Source organism: Jeotgalibacillus alimentarius (assembly GCF_000829445.1).
GTDB classification, from domain to species: Bacteria; Bacillota; Bacilli; order Bacillales; family Jeotgalibacillaceae; genus Jeotgalibacillus; species Jeotgalibacillus alimentarius.
Map to the genome: position 1 here is coordinate 134,099 of NZ_JXRQ01000017.1, position 20,151 is coordinate 154,249.

Genomic DNA, 20,151 nt, shown 5'->3' on the forward strand with positions numbered 1-20,151 from the left:
ATGCAGTAAAGATTGATAAGGAGAGTATCTATGTTAAAGTATACAATTCGCCGTATCATCGGTATGATTCCAATGCTTCTCCTTATCTCCTTCGTAGTGTTTCTCCTGGCGAAAGCTATGCCGGGAGATTCGCTCAGCGGGGAGATTGATCCGAATAACACTGACCCACAGTACATAGAAGAGATGCGTGAAAGATTAGGATACAATGATCCAATTCCGGTACAGTATTTCAGATGGGTTGGCGGATTTTTTCAAGGTGATTTTGGAACATCAACACGATATAAAGTACCTGTAGCAGACTTAGTAGCAGAAAGGCTTCCTAACACGATATTCTTAGGTGTCTCATCACTTGTAATTACTTATATTTTAGCCTTTGCAATGGGGATATATGCAGGAAGAAAACCTTATACATTAGGAGATAACCTGATTGGTGGACTGAATTATCTGGGACTAGCCATACCATCATTTATCGCTGCTGTATTTGCGATTTATTTCTTCTCCTTTAACCTTGGCTGGATCCCTTATTCAGGCTCAGTCGATCCAACCCTGCAGCCCGGCACATTTGATTACTGGCTGAGTCGCGCCCACCATGTGTTAATGCCGGCTATTGTTTTAGGAGCACTTGCAACAGCAAGTTATACGCAGTTTTTACGAAATGACATTATTGAAAACAGCAGAAAAGACTTTGTGCGTACAGCGCGTGCAAAAGGGACACCAACATCTAAGATTTATAATGTTCATATCATGCGTAACTCGATTATCCCGCTTGTAACTTTTCTTGGCTTTGATATTGCAACACTAATCAGTGGTGCGATCATTACTGAAACGATTTTCACTTATCCGGGAATCGGACAACTTTTCCTTAGCTCAGTAACGAACCGTGATTATCCAACACTGATGGTTATTACAATGATGCTTTCAGCTTTAACATTAGTAGGAAACCTGATTGCTGATATTTTGTATGGTGTTGTTGATCCAAGAATCCGTCTGGATTGATAAAGGAGGAATTATTCAATGGTCAATGTAACAGCAGATCCAAATAAGTCACAGGAAAAAACCATTAATATGTCTCCTTGGGCAATTGCCAGACGTAAGTTTTTGAGGAACAAACTTGCTATGATCAGCAGTTTTTTCCTGTTGACAGTTATTATCGTATCGTTTTTAGCACCGTATGTAACATCAGCTGATATTTCGAAAGTAAATATTATGCAAATGTCTTTAGAGCCAAGCAATGAACACTGGCTTGGAACAGATAAATCTGGAAGAGACGTATTTACTCGTCTCCTATATGGAGGCCGTGTATCGCTTCTTGTAGGAATGGCATGTACAACACTGGTTGTTCTTTTTGGAACAATTGTCGGTTCAATTGCAGGATTTTATGGCGGAATTGTTGATTCAGTTCTAATGCGTTTCACTGATTTCGTACTTAACTTCCCATTCCTAGTATTCGTTATCGTTCTTAGTACAATTTTCTATGGTTTAGTAGATGGATTAACAATTTTAATCGCCGTGATCAGTCTACTCAGCTGGGGCGGGGTAGCCCGGATTGTACGAAGTAAAATTCTGGCAGAAAAAGAAAACGAATATATTTTAGCAGCTGTATCTATTGGATGTAAGCCGTCTAAAGTAATTATTAAGCACTTACTTCCGAACGTATTGTCTACAATTATTGTACAGTCTACTATTTTATTCGCAGGACTGATTGTGGCAGAATCCGGACTGAGTTACCTCGGCTTCGGGGTTCCACAGACGATCCCAAGCTGGGGTAATATGCTATCTGCTTCCCAGGAATCAGATGTATTATCCAATAAACCATGGATTTGGATGCCGCCTGCGATTATTCTGACAGTAACAATTCTTTCAATTAACTTTATTGGTGAAGGTTTGAAGGATGCATTTAATCCTAAATCTCAACGATAATAAAAAGCGTCTCTTAACTGAGACGCTTTTTTCATTTCCCGGGAAATTTTGTTTGTGCACTGCATACAATAATACGGGGTGTGCAAATGACGAGAATTTTCATATACATAATTGGATTCCTGCTGCTTTCATCAGGTATGATTCACAGTTTGATTTTTATGAATCTAATTCCTTCTGGAAATACAACAGCAGAATACATCAAATACTTATTCAGTCATACAGAAACATACGGGATTCCAATCGGGGCGTTGTTCATTCATTTGTCTACATTAAAATACCCATGGAGAGAGAGACATGTAAAAAGCTGAGACAATTTGTCTCAGCTTTTACCATTATTTTTTCTTGCGCTTTCTTCCAAGACCCATAGCGGTTTCCATTTTCTTTACCATTTTTCCGGCAGCAAAGTTTGCTTTTTCAGCTCCAAGGTCTAGGATGTCATCAAGTTCTTCAGAATCCATCAGTTCATAGTAACGGTCCTGAATCGGTTTTATATGACCGGCTACAATCTCAGCCAGTTCTCCTTTGAAGTCACCATAACCTTTTCCTTCGTAAGTTTCTTCAATTTCAGTCAGCGATTTACCTGTTAAAATTGAATAAATAGACATGAGATTTGAGATTCCCGGCTTATTTTCTTTATCATACTTCACAATACCCTCTGAATCGGTTACAGCACTCTTAATTTTCTTTACGATTTGTGAAGGCTCATCAAGCATTGAAATGAAACTTTTCTTATTGGCATCAGATTTACTCATTTTCTTAAGTGGATCCTGAAGTGACATGATTCTTGCGCCTGTTTTTGGAATTCTTACTTCCGGAATGGTGAAGATATCGTTATATTTTCTGTTAAATCGTTCTGCTAAGTCTCTCGTCAGTTCAAGGTGCTGCTTTTGATCTTCCCCTACAGGAACAATGTCAGTCTGATATAGCAGAATGTCAGCTGCCATAAGCGGCGGGTACGTTAGAAGTCCGGCAGAGACGCCGTCTTTACCGGATGATTTATCTTTGAATTGAGTCATCCGCTCAAGCTCCCCGATGTATGATACACATTGCAGCATCCATCCTGCCTGTGCGTGTGCAGGTACTTCTGACTGGATGAATAACGTAACTTTTTCGGGATCAAGGCCTACAGCGATATACATTGCTGCAAGACTTTTAATGTTTTTTCTCAGCTCCAAACGGTCCTGAGGCATCGTAATCGCGTGCTGATCAACGACACAGAAGTAGCAGTTGTAATCATTTTGAAGGTCAACAAACTGCCTCATAGCGCCAATATAATTTCCAAGTGTGATGGTTCCACTTGGCTGAATACCTGAAAAGATTGTTTTCATTGATAGTTCCTCCTAAAAAATAATAGCTCTGTTAAAGTTGGCTGTTGATTTCCGCTCCAGGGGGAACGCTTCATTCACCAGCTGCACTAAAACAACATTGGTCTTTAACATAGCTGAAATAATACAAAAAATCCGTCCCTATCTATTAACAATTGCTAATAGATAGGGACGGATTTTCCGCGGTGCCACCCTAATTGCAGTTAAACTGCCTCTCAAAGCTCATAACGCAGAGCAGGGCGCCTTTAACTACTCCATTCATTAAAGGGGCTCCAAAGTCCATTCACTGCCGCTGAATATCTGCTCTCACCACCCGCAGACTCTCTGATCATTCAGATCAGCAGTTACTAATCTTTATCCATGCCTTTATTTAATATACAGTTATTATAAGTGAATACTTGAAAGATAAGCAAATGATTTTCGAATTCCCGGATGATCTTTTTATGACGATATTTAAAATAAAATTGGAATTTCAGAAATTATTAACAAAATAATTCAATATAACGTTTCTTTTACTATTATTACTTGTTAGAATTAAAAAGTACATAAAATGAGTTGGTAGGAGAGGTAAAAGTGTCATTGAAATACATCGCAACTTCTGCAAGCGCTGCAATTCTTGCTTTAGCAGTATTTAACACTGATGTTCTTGCAGAATCACATGAACAACATCAAATCAGAGAAGTTTCACAACAACAAAAAGGTTTCCCGGATTCAATGCCCCGTTTTGTCTATGACTCAGGGTTAACGTTTGAATACCCGGATGCTGTCAGAGGAATTTACGTAACTGGACATTCAGCTGGTGGAGAGCGCTTTGAGACTCTGCTTGATCTAATGGACAATACGGACCTGAACGCAATGGTTATTGATATTAAAGAAGATCACGGTTATTTAACATATGTACCTGAAGAAGATTCACCTTTTTATGATATTGGACAACCTTACATAAAAGACCCGCGTGCGATGCTTGAGACACTTGAAGAACATGAGGTTTATCCAATTGCGCGTGTAGTTGTATTTAAAGATACAATCCTTGCAAACAGCAGACCTGATCTGTCATTCCAGGATAACGGTCAGGTATGGGCCAATGGGCGCGAAGAATCATTCGTTAATCCTTTCTTAAAAGAAGTCTGGGATTATAATGTAGAGATTGCAATTGAAGCCGCAAAAATGGGATTCAAGGAAATTCAGTTTGATTATGTAAGATTCCCTGAAGGATTTGAAACAAGAGATGATGTCCTTACTTATGGTACAGGGGATTATACAGATGACGGTAATGATGAAACAAACGAAAGAGTTGACGCTGTAACAGATTTTGTTGCCTATGCATCTGAACAGCTCGAACCTTACGATGTGGATGTATCCGTTGATATTTTTGGATATTCAGCCACATTACCTGAAGCACCTGGTATTGGACAGAACTTCAATCGCATTTCTGAAAATGTAGATGTCATTTCATCTATGATCTATCCAAGTCACTGGACGTCATATTTTGGCATTGCCAAACCGGACTTAGAGCCTTACAACCTGATTTCTGAATATGCAAAAGTTGAAAATGCAAAGCTTGCTGAACTGGAAGATCCACCGGTTTCAAGACCGTGGATTCAGGATTTCACAGCTTCATATCTTGGAGCAGGAAACTACCTGGTATATGGACCTAATGAAGTAAAAGCACAAATTGATGCGTTATATGACAATGGCATTAATGAATTCCTTCTCTGGAATGCAGGAAACACATACACAGGCGGGGTAGATTATCTGCCTTAAGCAACACACACCATGACCCGGCACAAAAATTTGTGCCGGTCTTTTATTTTTGATGTCTATGTTTATAAAAATTTTAAATAGGGTATAGTAAAAAGGTTAACTACCCTCCAAAAAAACCTCTCTAATTTAACTTTAAAATCTCACACTTTGAAAGGGGATCAGAATATGCACTGGTATGAAAAGCTGCGTGATTATTTTCCTGTAGAAGAGATGAAATCACGCGAACATATGGAAACGCTTTTAAAAGAAAGAAGTGATATTTATCACAAAGATGAAGGACCAAAACATGTACTGATGTACGTTGAGACGGATGATTTCATCTTTATAGATTATTTATTTGTCTCTGGAAGCGCAAGGGGAGAAGGTCTTGGTGGAAAACTGATTCAAAAGTTGAAGGACAAAAACAAACCTATCATCCTTGAGGTTGAACCGGTTGACTATGAAGATACAGATACCGAAAAGCGTCTCCGTTTCTACAAGAGAGCGGGTTTCCAGCATGCGACATCGATCGGTTACAACAGACGCTCTTTAGCAACGAATGAAGTGAACTCCATGGAGATTCTTTATTGGGCACCGGATGATGAAAGTGAAGAAGTTATTTATCAGGCGATGAAAAAGACATATCAGGATATTCATACTTATAAAGATAAAACTTTTTACGGCGATGAATACGAACCGGTAGAAAAGGTACTTAAAAACGATCGTGAAGATGCGGAAGATGTGTTAAAAGAAATATGATATTTTCAATTACACAAGGTTAAATGAGAATGCTTAAAACAAATTGCTTAAGTTATGTTTAACCGATGAAGATTCGGGAATAACTACATTAAGACAACATTTTAAATGAGTTTATCACATTTATATGACAATTTCGTTAAGCTACTATTCAAAACATTGTTGATTGTGTATAATGAATTCAAGATATCTTTTTAAAACGATTTTAATCTAGAAATCATTTATTGAAGATATTGAAGGATAAATTTTTAAATTGAGGGAGTGTGAATGGTTCATGGTAACTTTGTTCACTTCACCTAGCTGTACATCATGCAGGAAAGCAAAAGCCTGGTTGGAAGAACACGAGATTCCATATACAGAAAGAAATATCTTCTCTGAACCGTTAAGTATTGAGGAAATCAAAGAAGTACTTCGTATGACTGAAGATGGAACAGATGAGATCATTTCTACAAGATCTAAAATCTTTCAAAAACTGAACGTTGATTTAGAATCACTGCCGCTGCAGGATCTATTTGAACTGATTCAGGAAAATCCGGGATTGTTGAGACGTCCAATTATAATGGATGAGAAGCGTCTTCAGGTAGGTTATAATGAAGATGAAATTCGCAGATTCCTGCCAAGAAAAGTACGTACATTCCAGCTTCTTGAAGCACAAAAAATGGTTAATTAAGATTAGATTAAATAGTGAGACTTGTCCGTTTTTCAGTAACAGGACAAGTCTTTTTGTATAATTGTGTATTTTTTTATAAAATTTTCCCATGATATTTCATTAAGCTTCACTGCTTGAAATAATTGACGGAATAGTCTACACTCAAATGACAATCTGTTAAATAATTAGACGCCATATAATTTCCCTTTATGGCAGAATTATCATACAATATAAGAGTAGAAAGATCACCCTATTCTTTGAGTTCGATTGTACTACCTATGACTAGGGGGGAGATTCCCTTCATCCAACACATAGGAAGGGAGAGTTGAAAGATGGAAATAGAACGCATTAATGATCATACCGTAAAATTTTATATTTCCTATGGGGATATAGAAGACAGAGGATTTGACAGAGAAGAAATCTGGTATAACCGGGATAAAAGTGAAGAACTCTTCTGGGAAATGATGGATGAAGTTCATCAGGAAGAAGATTTCACTGTTGAAGGCCCACTTTGGATTCAGGTTCAGGCACTTGAAAAAGGTCTTGAAATACTTGTGACAAAAGCACAGGTAACAAAAGATGGGCAGAAGTTTGATCTGCCGATGCAGGATGACAAAAATGGACCGGGTTTATCTAACCAGATTGAAGATTATCTCGACCAGCATTTTGACATGGAAGATGAGCAACAGGAAGAAATGGAAATGAAATTAGTCCTTCGTTTTCAGGATTTTGAAGATGTCATTGCTCTTTCAAAAAGGTTTGTCCAGGAAGATCGCCTGTTGACTAAGCTGTTTTCTTATGAAAATCAATATTATTTATATACTGATTTCCCTGAGAACCAGTTTGAAGAAGACGACTATGAAAACATTTCAAGTCTGCTTTTTGAATATGGTAAGGCAACGAGTGTTACAGTCCACCGTCTTGAAGAGTATGGTAAAGTAATTATGAATGACCAGGTTTTCAATCAGGTGAACGAATACTTTAATTAATTTATTACAGCTGTACTGCTTGTTTCGTATTAGAAACAAACAGTACAGTTTTTTATAAGGAGGATCAAATGTTAATTGCTGAAACCTTTCATGGTGAAGTACAATCATTGTACCTGAAAGTACACAATAGTCCTTATGTGCAGTCACTCCGTCATCTGCCTCTCAGATGTCCCTCATGTAAATCTCCTGTCCTGTTAAAGTCAGGCCCCAAAGTGATTCCGCATTTCGCTCACAAATCTAAAGTACATTGCGCAGGTTTTTCAGAATCTGAATCAAGTCTTCATCTGCAGGCTAAGACCGGGTTGAACGACTGGTTATTATCTCAGTCGTGTATAACTGAACTTGAGAAAACTTACCCCAAAATTAATAGACGAGCTGATATCAGTGTGAAAATGAATTCAGTCGAGTATGCCTTTGAATTTCAATGTTCTCCAATATCAAATGAAATTGTGCAGCAGCGATCTATGGATTACAGGAAAATCGGGGTCATCCCTTTTTGGCTCTTGCCAACTGAAACGGCTGAGCATACTAACCTGATCAAACTAACATCTTTTCAACAGCAATTTATCAGATATTCACAAGTGAAAAATCAATATTATCTCATCTCTTACTCTCCGGAAAAACGAATATTTACAATCCTTCATCACCTTATTCCTCTAAGTAAATCACTCTTTTATGCAGAACGGACAAGCTTCCCGCAGCACACACTATTTTTTCCACACTTTCCTCTCCGAACGTTTGAAGCAGCGCAAAACCACTATCATCTGCACCTGAAAATGAATGAGAAATGGATGCTGAATGTGTTCAAATACCGGAGAAGTTTCAAAGATCCTCTCCTCAAAAGAATGTATATCGCAAAATCCTCTTTATTTTCACTGCCTCCTTGGACAGGTTTATTTTTACACTCAAACATCTACTATTCAGTATCGCCAATGGAATGGCAGGCTTATTTATATCTGTCTATGAAACAATCAGGTGTCTTTACTTCCTCCCAATTAGTGACGGAATTGAAGAACCTGGTCCGTCATCAGATTGTTCCGTTACGAACACTGCATGAAAATTTTCCGCCTCATTTTATTCAGGCGACTGTTGATGAGTTGCTTCATTTATTAGTTAAATGTGCGATCATTCATATGAATGGGGGTTTTTATAAAATAACTGATCCTGATTCTGAAATAAGCGTAGAAAATAGAGAAGAAAAGTTAAAACACTTTCATCATTTATACAAGGAAATAATCATACAGGAATATAATAGAAGATAGTTGCAACTTATTTAAAAAAGAGAGAAAATAAAGAAAGTTCGAGTAATGATAGGAGGAACAAAATGTCCAGTCAAACTGTAAAGAAATTAAAGGAAAGAAATGAAGTCCCTGAGGAACTCACGTGGAATTTAGAAGCAATTTTTTCTGATGATGAAGCATGGCACAGTGAATATAAAGAAATATTAGCTGAATCCAAAAAAGCTGCAGATTTTAAAGGTACACTTGGTAATAGTGCAGATACTTTCTATGAGGCTTTAAAGTTCCAGGATTCAGTGATGGAACGTCTAGAAAGGCTATATACATATTCACATATGCGTCACGATCAGGATACAGGCAATGCTACTTATCAGGGAATGGATGACCGCGCTAAAAACCTGGTGTCACAGGTGAGCAGTGCTTTTGCATTCATGATGCCGGAAATATTAGCGATTGAAGAAGAAAAAATCCACCAGTTTCTTCAGGAAAAACCTGAATTAAAAACGTATGAACACTCATTGGAAGTGTTGAATGCCCAGCGCCCGCATGTACTGACAGCAGAAATGGAAGCACTGCTTGCAGAAGCTTCAGAAGTTCTTAACGGTTCAGCTAACACGTTTGGTACATTAAATAATGCTGATCTGACTTTCCCGACAGTAAAAGATGAGAACGGGGAAGAGGTGGAAGTCACGCACGGAAGATTTATTAATTTTCTTGAAAGCGGTGACCAGCGGGTAAGACGTGATGCGTTCAAAGCTGTTTATGAAACGTATGGACAGTTCCGTAACACATTTGCATCTACACTAGGCGGTCAGATCAAGAAGGATAACTTCTCTGCAAAAGTTAGAAATTACCGCTCTGCGCGTCATGCAGCACTTTCAAATAACAGTATTCCTGAAGATGTGTATGAAAATCTTGTAGGAACAGTTAACAAAAACCTGCATCTTCTTCACCGTTATGTAAAACTGCGTAAAAAGGTGCTTGATCTTGAAGAATTACACATGTATGACCTATACACTCCATTAGTAAAGGATGCTGCAATGAAGGTCTCTTATGAAGAAGCGAAACAGATGATGACTGATGGATTACAGCCACTTGGTGATGAATACCTGAAAGTTGTTAATGAAGGTTTGTCGAACAGATGGGTTGATGTTGAGGAGAATAAGGGTAAGAGAAGTGGTGCTTATTCTTCAGGTGCATTTGGCACAAACCCTTATATTCTCATGAACTGGCAGGATAACGTGAATAATCTTTTCACACTCGCGCATGAATTCGGCCACAGTGTTCACAGTTATTACTCAAGAGGAAATCAGCCTTATCATGACAGTGGATATTCAATTTTTGTAGCTGAGGTAGCTTCAACATGTAACGAAGCGCTCTTAAATGATCATCTGCTGAATACAATCGATGACGAAAAGAAGAGGCTCTATATTCTGAATCACTTCCTTGAAGGCTTCAGAGGGACTGTTTTCAGACAGACAATGTTTGCTGAATTCGAACATAAAATCCACCAGATGGCACAGGATGGCGAAGCGCTCACAGCAGATTCACTGACAAAAGAGTATTATGCGCTGAATAAAAAGTATTTTGGTGATGATTTGATTGTAGATGAGGAAATTGGACTTGAGTGGGCAAGAATTCCTCACTTCTACTATAATTACTATGTTTATCAGTATGCGACAGGCTACAGTGCAGCTACAGCTCTCAGCAAGAAGATTCTTGATGAAGGGAAACCGGCAGTTGAGAAGTATATTAACGAATTCCTTAAAGCAGGAAGCTCTGATTATCCAATCGAAGTGCTGAAAAAAGCTGGCGTTGATATGACAAGTGCAGAACCAATTGAAGAGGCATGTAAAGTGTTTGAAGAAAAGCTGAATGAAATGGAAGCATTGCTGGATAAATAATATTTGAAGATTGATACAGGCTCCACAATAGTGCAGTGAGCCGGGAAAATCAAGTCAGGCTGGAGCAGTTGATCTGCTCCAGCCTGTTTTATTTCCCTTTAAATCTTCTTGGCTGATAAAAAGTCCATAAAAAAGCAGTAATCGCTGCAAATAGCATAATTGAGGACAACGTAACCGGATAAATTTCCATCAAAGCAAACAGGTGATAAATAAAGGCAGAAGGAATTAATACGATCAATAAAATCAGCCGGATATATTTCATCTCTTGTGCCTCCTGATATTTAAGTATATGATGTTCACTGAAATTTAAAACCTTGCAGCTTGTCACACTTGTAAATACATGATAAGATGGGGGTGTGAAATTGATCACATACAAACATATACCCCTTTGTTTGACCGTGAAAAATTTCTCCCATCCCCTTTGTTCGTAAGAAAAGGCCCTCACTTTTGTGAGGGCCTTTTCGTTATGAAAAATTAGAATATATAACGCCAAAACGTTCCGTTACCAGCTTCAATTTTTTCGATTTTCTTATTAAACATCAATTTTTTTAAACGTTTTTCTGCTTCTTTCATTGAGATGTCATAAACTTCTGCCACTTCAACAGTTGCGGCAATTTTAAAGCGCATTAAAAATTCTTCAATAGCAGGAAGCTCTTTTTTAGGCGGTTTTTCTTCTAACATCTGTTCAACAATCTGAGAATAAATTTCATAAGGATAAAGACCGTCCACTTTGATTCCTTCATCTTCAATGTTTTCATTAAAGAAAACAAGCGTTGGTGTGCTGTGTACATCCATTTCACTCGCGATTTTAACATCGCACTGAAATGCCTTAGAAGCTGTGGCAGAGTGAATATCGTGTGTAAACTCATCAATATCGAGTCTGGACTTTTCAGCACATGTCAGTAATACATCGAAATCGGAGATGTTTTTCTGTTCAACAAACAGCTGCTCCTGGATCGATCTTAAAAATCTGCTGCCCGCTTTTTTACCCTGCATTTCAGCTGCTTTTACAGCGACAGAAGCAAGAAAAGGTGATTCTACAGGATTTTTCATCCATTGACTGCCATCACAGGGCATCCCGGATTTTAATGCAGTTTCATTCCAGCTTTTAGCAAGCTCCTTGCGCTGTTTTTCAGTCTGACAGTTAAGTGTATCGAGGCTGCTGCTGAGGATATGCTTTATACGTAGATAAGGTTCATATTCCAGCAGCAGCTTCTTAATTTTCGGCTCCAGCGCCCAGCAATCTGAGCTTAATGGATCAATAAACAAATAGATTTCAAGTGGCCTTTGTTCCTGGCTGTACCAGCTTGCATCTGTCCATTTTTTTGCGCTCAATATGAATCACCTTCGCGATCAGGCGTATTCACCATATGCTTGGCTGTCAGAGAAAGACGATAGTAAAGTGCGTCTCTAAATTCTCCTTCAAGCCCGGTTTCGTCCATTGCGGCATCCATACAGCTGAGCCAGGCTTTAGCACGTTTTGGTGTAATTTCATGAGGGAGGTGTCTGGCTCTCATCATCGGATGTCCGTGCTCTTCAGTGTAGAGCTGAGGCCCTCCCAGATATTGTGTAAGAAACTGCTTTTGTTTTCGTGCAGTCTCAGTCAGGTCATCAGGAAAGATTGGTTTCAGTTCGGGGTGGTTACCGACTCTCGTATAAAAAGCGTGTATGAGTTCAGTCAATTTATCCTCACCAATGAAATCGTATGGTGTTCTAGTCTGTTCAGTCATAATAAAACCCCTTTACGCTCGTAGTTCGAATGTATAACTATTGTAGCAACAGGGGTTTTATTTCTCAAATACTTCGCTTAAGGGCATATAAAAAAGGCTGGGACATCCAGCCTTTGTTTTGTTTATCCCAGATAAGTATCCATTACTTTCCGCACGTAGTTTGTTGTTTCTTTAAAAGGCGGAATACCATTATATTTGTCTACATTGCCCGGCCCTGCATTATAGGCAGCAAGGGCGAGCTTTGGATCCTGGTTGTATTTATTCAGTATATCACGAAGATATTTTACGCCGCCCTGCACATTTTCTGCAGGATCAAATATATTTTTGACACCAAGCCACTTTGCTGTGCCTGGCATAAGCTGCATCAGGCCTGATGCGCCTGCATGGCTCACTGCTTCCGGGTTAAAATTAGATTCGTGCTGAATCACTGATCTTACCAGTTTCTCAGGGACATTATATTTCTCGGCAGCATCCTTAATGATCTGATCAACTGACTGTGTGGCATTGTTTTTTGGCTGAAGTGTCTGCGCAGTTGTTTCTATAGGTGACTGCACAGCAGAAGGCATCATAGAAAGTGTATTCTGGAGCTTGTGCTGTTCAACAAGTCCGGCTACAGAACCCAGTTGATTAGGGTTTACTTCCATGCTTTGCTGCATCATCTGAAAGAAATTCTGGCTGCTTTGTTCAGGATTTTGAGCACCAAGGGTCCGCATAGCCTGAAGCTGCATCAATTTATTAATTGAATCTATATTCATGATTTTCCTCCTTCACGATTTTGCATGAGGCGGGCTTTATAGAACCGTTTAATCTTATTATCGGTTTCCCTGACTGGAATTTTGTAGGCCGTTAGTAGGGAGAGGAAGTTTTCTTTTCCTTCATCATGGGACGTTACCTCGTATTCCAGCTCATAATCTTCAATACCAAGATAAGAACTGTGATCAAGTACAAGCAATCCGTTCTTATAAGGTGTTTCAGATCTGTTTGTCTGAAGGGATCCAAAGTGAACGATCTGCTTCGGGGAAATATTCATCAGTTCGAGCATCTCAGCAATTTCTCCGCCTACCAGCCCTCCTCCAGAGAGCATATCTTCAAGGTCCAGTGAAGACACAGGCTGATGGGTTTCAAGAAGGCCTTCTTCCACCGGCTGTTTTAATGTGAGTGTCAGCTTACCGTCTTTTTCGCGGATACGCAGCGCTGAGCGTGCTTCTTTCAGCTGAAAAAGCGGGGTATCAAAGTAATGATTGGTCTGACTTACCGGTGAATCCATATCAAATGCTGTATAAAGATCGTGATACTCTTTCTCTGTCAGCATATTTTTAAATTCGATTTCAAGCTCCTGAGGCATGATCACCGCTCCTTTAATTTCATACTCATATTATGGATGCTTTAAGTTGAAACTTCAATGGAAAGGTGAAAGCAGCGGGTCTCTGTGATAAAATGTAAAGGCAACTGGCGAACTGAAAAACCTGAGTTAGACAAACTGACGGGGTGATGCTGATGAAATGGGAAACATTTCTGGAGCCTTATAAACAGGCCGTAGACGAACTGAAAATAAAATTAAAAGGGATGAGAACACAGTTTCAACTCGAACAGACTCATTCTCCAATCGAATTTGTAACCGGACGGGTTAAACCGATTGCAAGTATTGTTGATAAAGCCAGAGAAAAAAACATCTCAGAAGATCAATTCACCCAGCTGGCTTATCAGGTACAGGACATAGCAGGTGTAAGAATGATGTGTCAGTTTGTAGATGATATTGAGAAAGTGGTTAAACTGCTGAGACAGCGGAAAGATTTTATGATTGTTGAGGAAAAGGATTATATATCCCATAAAAAATCAAGCGGTTACCGCTCTTACCATGTCGTAATTGAATACCCTGTTCAGACGATTAACGGGGAGAGAAAAATTCTCGCTGAAATTCAGATCAGGACTCTTGCGATGAATTTCTGGGCAACCATTGAGCATTCATTGAATTATAAATATCAGGGGCAGTTCCCTGAAGATATTCAAAACCGGCTGCAGCGTGCTGCAGAAGCAGCTTTCCGGCTTGATGAGGAAATGTCTGAGATCAGAGAAGAGATACAGGAAGCGCAGGCCTTTTTCCAGAAGAAAAAAGAAACGGGTAATAGAGAAAAAGATAACAGGAAAAACACATAAGGAGGGATCATATGAAATTTGCGATCACATCAAAAGGGGATGCCAAATCAAACGCCCTGATGCATAAAATGCGAACATACTTAAAGGACTTTAATCTCGAATATGATGAAAAAGAGCCTGAAATTGTGATTTCAGTTGGCGGAGACGGTACGCTGCTTTATGCCTTTCACCGCTACAGTTCTCGTCTTTCCAAAACCGCATTTGTTGGTGTACATACCGGCCACCTCGGCTTCTACGCTGACTGGGTGCCTGATGAAATAGAAAAGCTTGTTATCGCAATTGCAAAAACCCCTTATCAGATTATTGAGTATCCTTTAATGGAAGCAATCATCCGTTATAAAAATGGTGGCAGGGAGACGCGCTACCTTGCGCTGAATGAATCTACAGTAAAAAGTGTAGATGGCACACTGGTAATGGACGTCGAGATCAGAGGACAGCATTTTGAGGTATTCAGAGGAGACGGCCTTTGTCTGTCAACGCCTTCAGGATCTACTGCTTACAATAAAGCACTTGGCGGGGCGATTATCCATCCTTCATTGCCGTCTATTCAGCTTGCTGAGATGGCTTCGATTAATAACAGGGTGTTCAGAACTGTGGGTTCTCCCCTGATTATGCCCGCTCACCACACTTGTATGCTAAAGCCTGTTAACCGGTCAGACTTTATGATTACCATTGATCACCTGACGCTTGTTCATAAAGATGTGAAGTCCATTCAGTACCGCGTAGCTGATGAAAAAATCAGATTTGCAAGGTTCAGACCGTTCCCATTCTGGAAAAGGGTACATGACTCATTTATTGATGGATAAGCGTTTAATGATGGAGTGGACTGTTGAATCAGATCATCATGACCTGCTGTTACGGGATTTTATCGGATTGAAAGGCATTTCCAAAAGGGGTCTGACAGCAATCAAATATAATGGCGGCGGAATTTTTCTAAATGGGGAAGAGGCGACCGTCAGAAGACAAGTGCAGAGTGGTGATGTAATCAGCATTTTCTTTCCTCCTGAAACAAGAAGCAGTTCACTGATCTCTGAAGATACTAATCTTCAGGTGCTTTACGAAGATAAATGGCTGATTGCTGTGAACAAGCCTGCCGGAATGAATACCATTCCATCAAGAAGTGCACCTTCAGGGTCGCTTGCAAACGCTTTGGCAGGCTATTACGATCATCATCAGATTGAAGCAGGTATTCATATTGCAACAAGACTTGATAAAGATACATCTGGTGTTGTGCTTGCAGCAAAGTACGCACATATTCATCATCTGCTTAGTGAAATGCAGAAGAAAAACGGGATCACCCGGGAATATCATGCAATTGCTGAAGGTCAGGTCATAGAGAATGAAGGTACGATTGATCAGCCAATTTCACGTGATCCATCAAGTATTATTACCAGACTTGTTGATCTAAAAGGGCAGCGGGCAGTTACACATTATAGAAAAATCGGCTCAGGTCAAGACCATACATTGCTCGCACTCACACTTGAAACAGGCAGAACTCACCAGATCAGGGTGCATACTTCCTGGCTTGGTCATCCGCTTGCAGGGGATGATTTGTATGGCGGCAGCTGTAAGTTTATTACCAGGCAGGCGCTTCACTGTCACAGACTGACTTTAGAGCATCCAATAACAAATCAGCGCCTTGATATCATTTCTGAGGTGCCTGATGATATCAATCAATTAATGAAAGAAACTGGCATGAATGGTTAGCATTCATGCCAGTTCATCGTCTCTGAACTTTTCCGGATTATATGTCATGGAAGACGAGACGGAAACAGTCTCCATTTCAGGGTATCTGAGGGCAGTCAGCTTGTTGCCGAAAACTGCACCTGTATCAATGTTAACAGTTCTGTTTTTGAATCTTGCTTCATGTACCGGCGTATGTCCATATACAATCCAGGGCTTTCCATTGTAGTGCTGTGCCCAGTCTTTTCGCACCGGCATTCCTTTTTCATTTTTTACTCCGGTAATGTCACCGTACAGTACAAATACGGTCACACGCTTGTTGAACCGTCCAATATCTTCTTCCCTGATCCCGGCGTGTGTAATGACGAGCCGCTTATGATCAAGTACGTGATAGAGCGGTGATGATTCATAAAGGGACATAAACTGATTTGTCACTTCTTTTCTTTCTTTTTCCGGTAACAGATCAAGCTCAGCAGCAGTGGTTTCGAGTCCGTGAACCAGCTTAACCTGATTGCCTTTTAAATAGCGGTAGAGCTTATTACAGTGATTACCGGGTACATAATAGGCATGATGCTTGTTTACTAAATGATACACATCTTTTATGACTTGTATTGAATCCGGCCCTCTGTCGGTCAGATCCCCTACAAATCCAAGCTTTCGTCCTTCAGGATGAACGGGTAATCCGGTTTTCCAGGAATAACCGAGCTTTTTTGTTAACAAAACCCATTCATGATGACACCCGTGAATATCTCCAATTATGTCGATTTTCATATCGGCCTCCCAGTATGAATAAAGTATGATTGATTTTTAGCAGAAAAAACGCTATCAATAATAAAGTGAAAATAAAGTGCTTCATCATCTCTTATTATTTCACAGTTTACCACCAATGCCGTTAAAATATCACTTATAGGCATGATGTTGGAATGAAAGGAGTGTAGATTAAATGGCTGAACAGGAACTCGAAAAAGAAACAGTAATCGATGAGGATTTTTTAATCAGGTCACTTGAAAATAATGAATTTGATGTATTCAGAGATGAATATTTTAATCTGCACCCCTATGATCGTGCACAATTTTATTTTCGGCTTGAACCTGAACTCCGCATAAAAATATATGAGTATTTATCTCCAGAAGAAATGGGAGAAATTATTGAAAATATTGAAGCGGATGATGAGGATTACGAGCCGCTGTTTGCAGAAATGAATGCGCAATATGCTGCTGATACATTATCCAATATGTACACAGATGATGCGGTCGATGTTTTAAATGAATTAAATAAAGACCAGGCTTCAAGCTATTTAACGATTATGGATCAGGAATCGGCGAAGGAAATTAAAAACCTTCTGCATTACGAGGAATATACAGCCGGTTCAATTATGACAACAGAATTTATTTCGATCCCGGAACATTCAACTGTACGTTCAGCAATGGCCATCTTAAGAAACAAAGCACCTGATGCTGAAACAATCTATTACACATTTGTAATCAATGAGGATAGAAAACTTGTCGGCGTTGTCTCACTGAGGGATCTGATTACTTCTGAAGAGGACAGGCTGATAAAAGAAATCATGTCTGACAGGGTCGTGTCGGTTTCTGTCAGTGAAGACCAGGAGAATGTTGCAAGGATGATGAAAGACTATGATTTCCTTGCACTGCCGGTTGTGGATTTCCAGCAGCATCTGCTCGGAATTATCACAGTCGATGATATTATTGATGTCCTTGATGAAGAAGCGTCGGATGATTACTCCAAGCTGGCCGGTGTCTCAGATATGGATTCCCGTGACCGTACACCGCTTAGAGCAGCAAGAAAAAGGCTGCCATGGCTGATCGCACTGCTGTTTTTAGGCATGCTGACGGCGAATTTAATCGGCAGCTTTGAAGATACACTAGAGCAGGTAGCAATACTTGCCGTATTTATTCCGCTAATTGCAGGAATGGCAGGTAACACCGGCACCCAGGCGCTCGCAGTTGCTGTCAGAAGTATTGCAACAGGAGATATTAATGACGAAAGTAAAACAAAACTGATCTTAAGAGAAGCAGGAACCGGCCTGATTACAGGTACGATCTGCGGCATTCTCGTGGTCGGTATTGTGTACGTATGGTATGGTTCATTTTTCCTTGGGCTGCTTGTCGGTTTCTCAATCTTTGCTTCACTGATCGTTGCTACACTTGCAGGGTCTCTCGTGCCGCTTATTATGCACAAATTCAATATTGACCCGGCTGTAGCATCAGGTCCATTCATTACCACGATCAATGACATTATCAGTATACTGATTTACTTTGGAATCGCTACGACTTTTATGAGTTACCTGACGTAAATTCTTTACAACCATAAATCATCTTTTAGAGCCGGAGACGAAAAATGTCTCTGGTTCTTTTATTTAGACTCTGTTAAAGTCAAATATTGTTTTATCACAGCTGATGATTGCAGCGGAAGGGGGACGACTCCAGCAGGAGAAGCGTGACAGGTGAGACCCCGCAGGCGAAGCCGAGGAGGTCGGATTGAATCGGAGCCATTAGATGGCTCATGCGGAAAGCGTTCCCCCTGGAGCGGAAATCATCAGCCACCTTTAACAGAGCTTTTATTTAAATAACATTGCCTCTTAGTAATAGAATATGTTAAGTTAGTATCAGGTACTAATAACTTGTTCTAAACAAGGAGGACAAAATGAGCTTATCACTAAAAGGTAAAACAATTGTCGTAATGGGTGTAGCAAATAAAAGAAGTATTGCATGGGGCATTGCCAAATCCCTTGATGAAGCAGGAGCTAATCTGATTTTTACATATGCAGGAGAGCGCTTTGAAAAGCCTGTACGTGACCTGGTCAGTACGTTAAAAGGTCAGCACGAACTGATTCTGCCTTGTGACATTACAAATGATGAAGAAATAAAATCATGCTTTGAAACGATTAAAGAACATGCCGGTACAATCCATGGGTTCGCTCATTGTATCGCATTCGCTGCAAAAGAAGATCTGCAGGGTGATTATATGAATACAAACCGCGATAACTTCCTGCTGGCTCATAACATCAGCGCATACTCACTGACAGCTGTTGCAAAAGAAGCACGTCCATTGATGACTGAAGGCGGAAGCATCGTCACACTTACTTATCTTGGAGGAGAGCGTATCTTACCAAATTACAATGTCATGGGAGTAGCAAAAGCTTCTCTTGAAGCAAGCGTCCGTTACCTTGCAGGAGACCTTGGAAAAGATAATATCCGTGTGAATTCAATCTCTGCAGGACCAATCCGAACGCTTTCAGCAAAAGGAATCAATGATTTCAATTCTATTCTAAAAGAAATTGAAGAAAAAGCTCCGCTCAGAAGAAACACAACACCTGAAGAAGTAGGAGACACAGCCGCGTTCCTTTTCAGCGACTATTCAAGAGGAATGACAGGAGAAAACCTGCACGTCGACTCAGGTTACCATATCACAGGATGAAGAAAAGACTGGCGCTGACCAGTCTTTTCTTTTTGAATACAGCGAAACCACCCTGCATATACTTCACTACCACCATTAAAGGGAGTGAGGACTTGCACAAAAAGGGGCGTCCGCTTCTTTATGTCAATCAGCCTGAGTTTCCGGAAATTAAGCCTGTCATGCAGCATTATTATCAGGCGCCTATTACAAAAGACAAACCGCCTGTTAAAAAACCAAAAGTTCCACCGCTTGGATATATTGAGGAGACAGAAAAAGAGCTGCCTGCTGAAGAACCACACAAAGAACAGACTTTTTCATTCAGAGAACTGAAGCCCTTTAAAAAAATGACCCTTCCTGAAAAGATTGATTATCTGGGTGCATTTGAAGGGCGCAGAGCACCCTTTCAATGCCGATTTGTCAAAGAAGATGGAAGCGAAGTGCATGGAATTATCACTTCAAAAAACAAACACGACCTGTCAATTAAAACATTAAAAGGGGAAGAGCTCCAGCTTGAAAGAGATGAGGTTCTTGATATCCATATTTATTAACAAGCAATAAAAAGAAAGGAAATGGATCTGCAGCTGCAGGCTCATTTCCTTTTTTATTTTTCCTGCAATACCTGTTGCAGGATTATATT

General features: G+C 39.9%; 21 protein-coding genes and 1 other annotated feature. Of the genes, 14 read left to right on the top strand and 7 right to left on the bottom strand.

What is annotated here, in order from left to right:
* The first annotated feature begins 30 nt into the window (after positions 1–30).
* Entirely contained in the window at positions 31–996 is a 966-nt protein-coding gene (opp4B, locus tag KP77_RS07865) for an oligopeptide ABC transporter permease (protein WP_041122172.1), read from the top strand.
* A gap of 18 nt (positions 997–1,014) precedes the next feature.
* Positions 1,015–1,920 carry an oligopeptide ABC transporter permease gene (opp4C, locus tag KP77_RS07870; protein ID WP_041122173.1) on the top strand — a complete coding sequence of 302 codons (906 nt, stop codon included), beginning with the start codon at positions 1,015–1,017 and terminating at the stop codon, positions 1,918–1,920.
* Between the two features lie 332 nt (positions 1,921–2,252).
* On the opposite strand, the gene trpS is transcribed toward opp4C, so the two are convergent.
* Positions 2,253–3,248 (bottom strand): tryptophan--tRNA ligase, encoded by a 996-nt coding sequence (gene trpS / locus KP77_RS07880; protein ID WP_041122175.1) that lies wholly within the window; start codon positions 3,246–3,248, stop codon positions 2,253–2,255.
* A gap of 161 nt (positions 3,249–3,409) precedes the next feature.
* Positions 3,410–3,615 (bottom strand) — a binding site (T-box leader).
* Positions 3,616–3,824: 209 nt separating this feature from the next.
* Here trpS and KP77_RS07885 point away from each other — a divergent pair.
* From KP77_RS07885 to pepF, 6 genes are all read left to right on the top strand, one after another.
* On the top strand, positions 3,825–5,009 hold the full coding sequence (locus KP77_RS07885) for a putative glycoside hydrolase (RefSeq protein ID WP_084218654.1): 1,185 nt from the start codon (positions 3,825–3,827) through the stop codon (positions 5,007–5,009).
* A 165-nt stretch (positions 5,010–5,174) separates the two neighbouring features.
* Positions 5,175–5,747: a GNAT family N-acetyltransferase gene (locus KP77_RS07890; protein WP_041122176.1), complete on the top strand. Its 573-nt coding sequence runs from the start codon at positions 5,175–5,177 to the stop codon at positions 5,745–5,747.
* Between the two features lie 271 nt (positions 5,748–6,018).
* On the top strand, positions 6,019–6,414 hold the full coding sequence (spxA, locus tag KP77_RS07895) for a transcriptional regulator SpxA (RefSeq protein WP_039808451.1): 396 nt from the start codon (positions 6,019–6,021) through the stop codon (positions 6,412–6,414).
* Between the two features lie 311 nt (positions 6,415–6,725).
* Positions 6,726–7,382: an adaptor protein MecA gene (mecA, locus tag KP77_RS07900; RefSeq protein WP_041122177.1), complete on the top strand. Its 657-nt coding sequence runs from the start codon at positions 6,726–6,728 to the stop codon at positions 7,380–7,382.
* Positions 7,383–7,450: 68 nt separating this feature from the next.
* Positions 7,451–8,644: a competence protein CoiA gene (locus KP77_RS07905; RefSeq protein ID WP_041122178.1), complete on the top strand. Its 1,194-nt coding sequence runs from the start codon at positions 7,451–7,453 to the stop codon at positions 8,642–8,644.
* A 62-nt stretch (positions 8,645–8,706) separates the two neighbouring features.
* A complete protein-coding gene (gene pepF, locus KP77_RS07910; RefSeq protein WP_041122179.1) occupies positions 8,707–10,524 on the top strand; it encodes an oligoendopeptidase F in 1,818 nt (605 codons plus the stop codon).
* 88 nt (positions 10,525–10,612) lie between these two features.
* Here pepF and KP77_RS18130 read toward each other — a convergent pair whose 3' ends face one another.
* From KP77_RS18130 to KP77_RS07930, 5 genes are all read right to left on the bottom strand, one after another.
* Positions 10,613–10,786: a hypothetical protein gene (locus KP77_RS18130; RefSeq protein WP_160289512.1), complete on the bottom strand. Its 174-nt coding sequence runs from the start codon at positions 10,784–10,786 to the stop codon at positions 10,613–10,615.
* 212 nt (positions 10,787–10,998) lie between these two features.
* Positions 10,999–11,859: a ClpXP adapter SpxH family protein gene (locus KP77_RS07915; RefSeq protein WP_235420692.1), complete on the bottom strand. Its 861-nt coding sequence runs from the start codon at positions 11,857–11,859 to the stop codon at positions 10,999–11,001.
* Positions 11,856–12,254: a globin domain-containing protein gene (locus KP77_RS07920; protein WP_041122181.1), complete on the bottom strand. Its 399-nt coding sequence runs from the start codon at positions 12,252–12,254 to the stop codon at positions 11,856–11,858. The genes KP77_RS07915 and KP77_RS07920 overlap by 4 nt, the downstream gene beginning before the upstream one ends.
* A gap of 122 nt (positions 12,255–12,376) precedes the next feature.
* A complete protein-coding gene (locus tag KP77_RS18520; protein WP_041122182.1) occupies positions 12,377–13,009 on the bottom strand; it encodes a lytic transglycosylase domain-containing protein in 633 nt (210 codons plus the stop codon).
* A complete protein-coding gene (locus KP77_RS07930; protein WP_041122183.1) occupies positions 13,006–13,599 on the bottom strand; it encodes a CYTH domain-containing protein in 594 nt (197 codons plus the stop codon). Before KP77_RS07930 ends, KP77_RS18520 begins: the two co-directional genes overlap by 4 nt.
* A gap of 149 nt (positions 13,600–13,748) precedes the next feature.
* Here KP77_RS07930 and KP77_RS07935 point away from each other — a divergent pair, with 149 nt between their 5' ends.
* From KP77_RS07935 to KP77_RS07945, 3 genes are read left to right on the top strand one after another with little or no spacing between them, the layout of a single operon-like run.
* The gene (locus tag KP77_RS07935; RefSeq protein ID WP_152614709.1) at positions 13,749–14,411 is read left to right on the top strand and encodes a GTP pyrophosphokinase; all 663 of its coding nucleotides are present in this window, start codon (positions 13,749–13,751) and stop codon (positions 14,409–14,411) included.
* 11 nt (positions 14,412–14,422) lie between these two features.
* On the top strand, positions 14,423–15,217 hold the full coding sequence (locus tag KP77_RS07940) for an NAD kinase (protein WP_039808459.1): 795 nt from the start codon (positions 14,423–14,425) through the stop codon (positions 15,215–15,217).
* The gene (locus KP77_RS07945) at positions 15,195–16,118 is read left to right on the top strand and encodes an RluA family pseudouridine synthase (RefSeq protein ID WP_235420693.1); all 924 of its coding nucleotides are present in this window, start codon (positions 15,195–15,197) and stop codon (positions 16,116–16,118) included. Before KP77_RS07940 ends, KP77_RS07945 begins: the two co-directional genes overlap by 23 nt.
* 3 nt (positions 16,119–16,121) lie before the next feature.
* Here KP77_RS07945 and prpE read toward each other — a convergent pair whose 3' ends face one another.
* Positions 16,122–16,865: a bis(5'-nucleosyl)-tetraphosphatase PrpE gene (gene prpE / locus KP77_RS07950; protein ID WP_041122185.1), complete on the bottom strand. Its 744-nt coding sequence runs from the start codon at positions 16,863–16,865 to the stop codon at positions 16,122–16,124.
* Between the two features lie 172 nt (positions 16,866–17,037).
* Between prpE and mgtE the strand changes: the two genes are divergently transcribed.
* From mgtE to KP77_RS07965, 3 genes are all read left to right on the top strand, one after another.
* Positions 17,038–18,411: a magnesium transporter gene (gene mgtE / locus KP77_RS07955; protein WP_041122186.1), complete on the top strand. Its 1,374-nt coding sequence runs from the start codon at positions 17,038–17,040 to the stop codon at positions 18,409–18,411.
* 350 nt (positions 18,412–18,761) lie between these two features.
* On the top strand, positions 18,762–19,535 hold the full coding sequence (fabI, locus tag KP77_RS07960; RefSeq protein ID WP_041122187.1) for an enoyl-ACP reductase FabI: 774 nt from the start codon (positions 18,762–18,764) through the stop codon (positions 19,533–19,535).
* 92 nt (positions 19,536–19,627) lie between these two features.
* Entirely contained in the window at positions 19,628–20,062 is a 435-nt protein-coding gene (locus KP77_RS07965; RefSeq protein WP_041122188.1) for a CotO family spore coat protein, read from the top strand.
* The last annotated feature ends 89 nt before the right edge of the window (positions 20,063–20,151 follow it).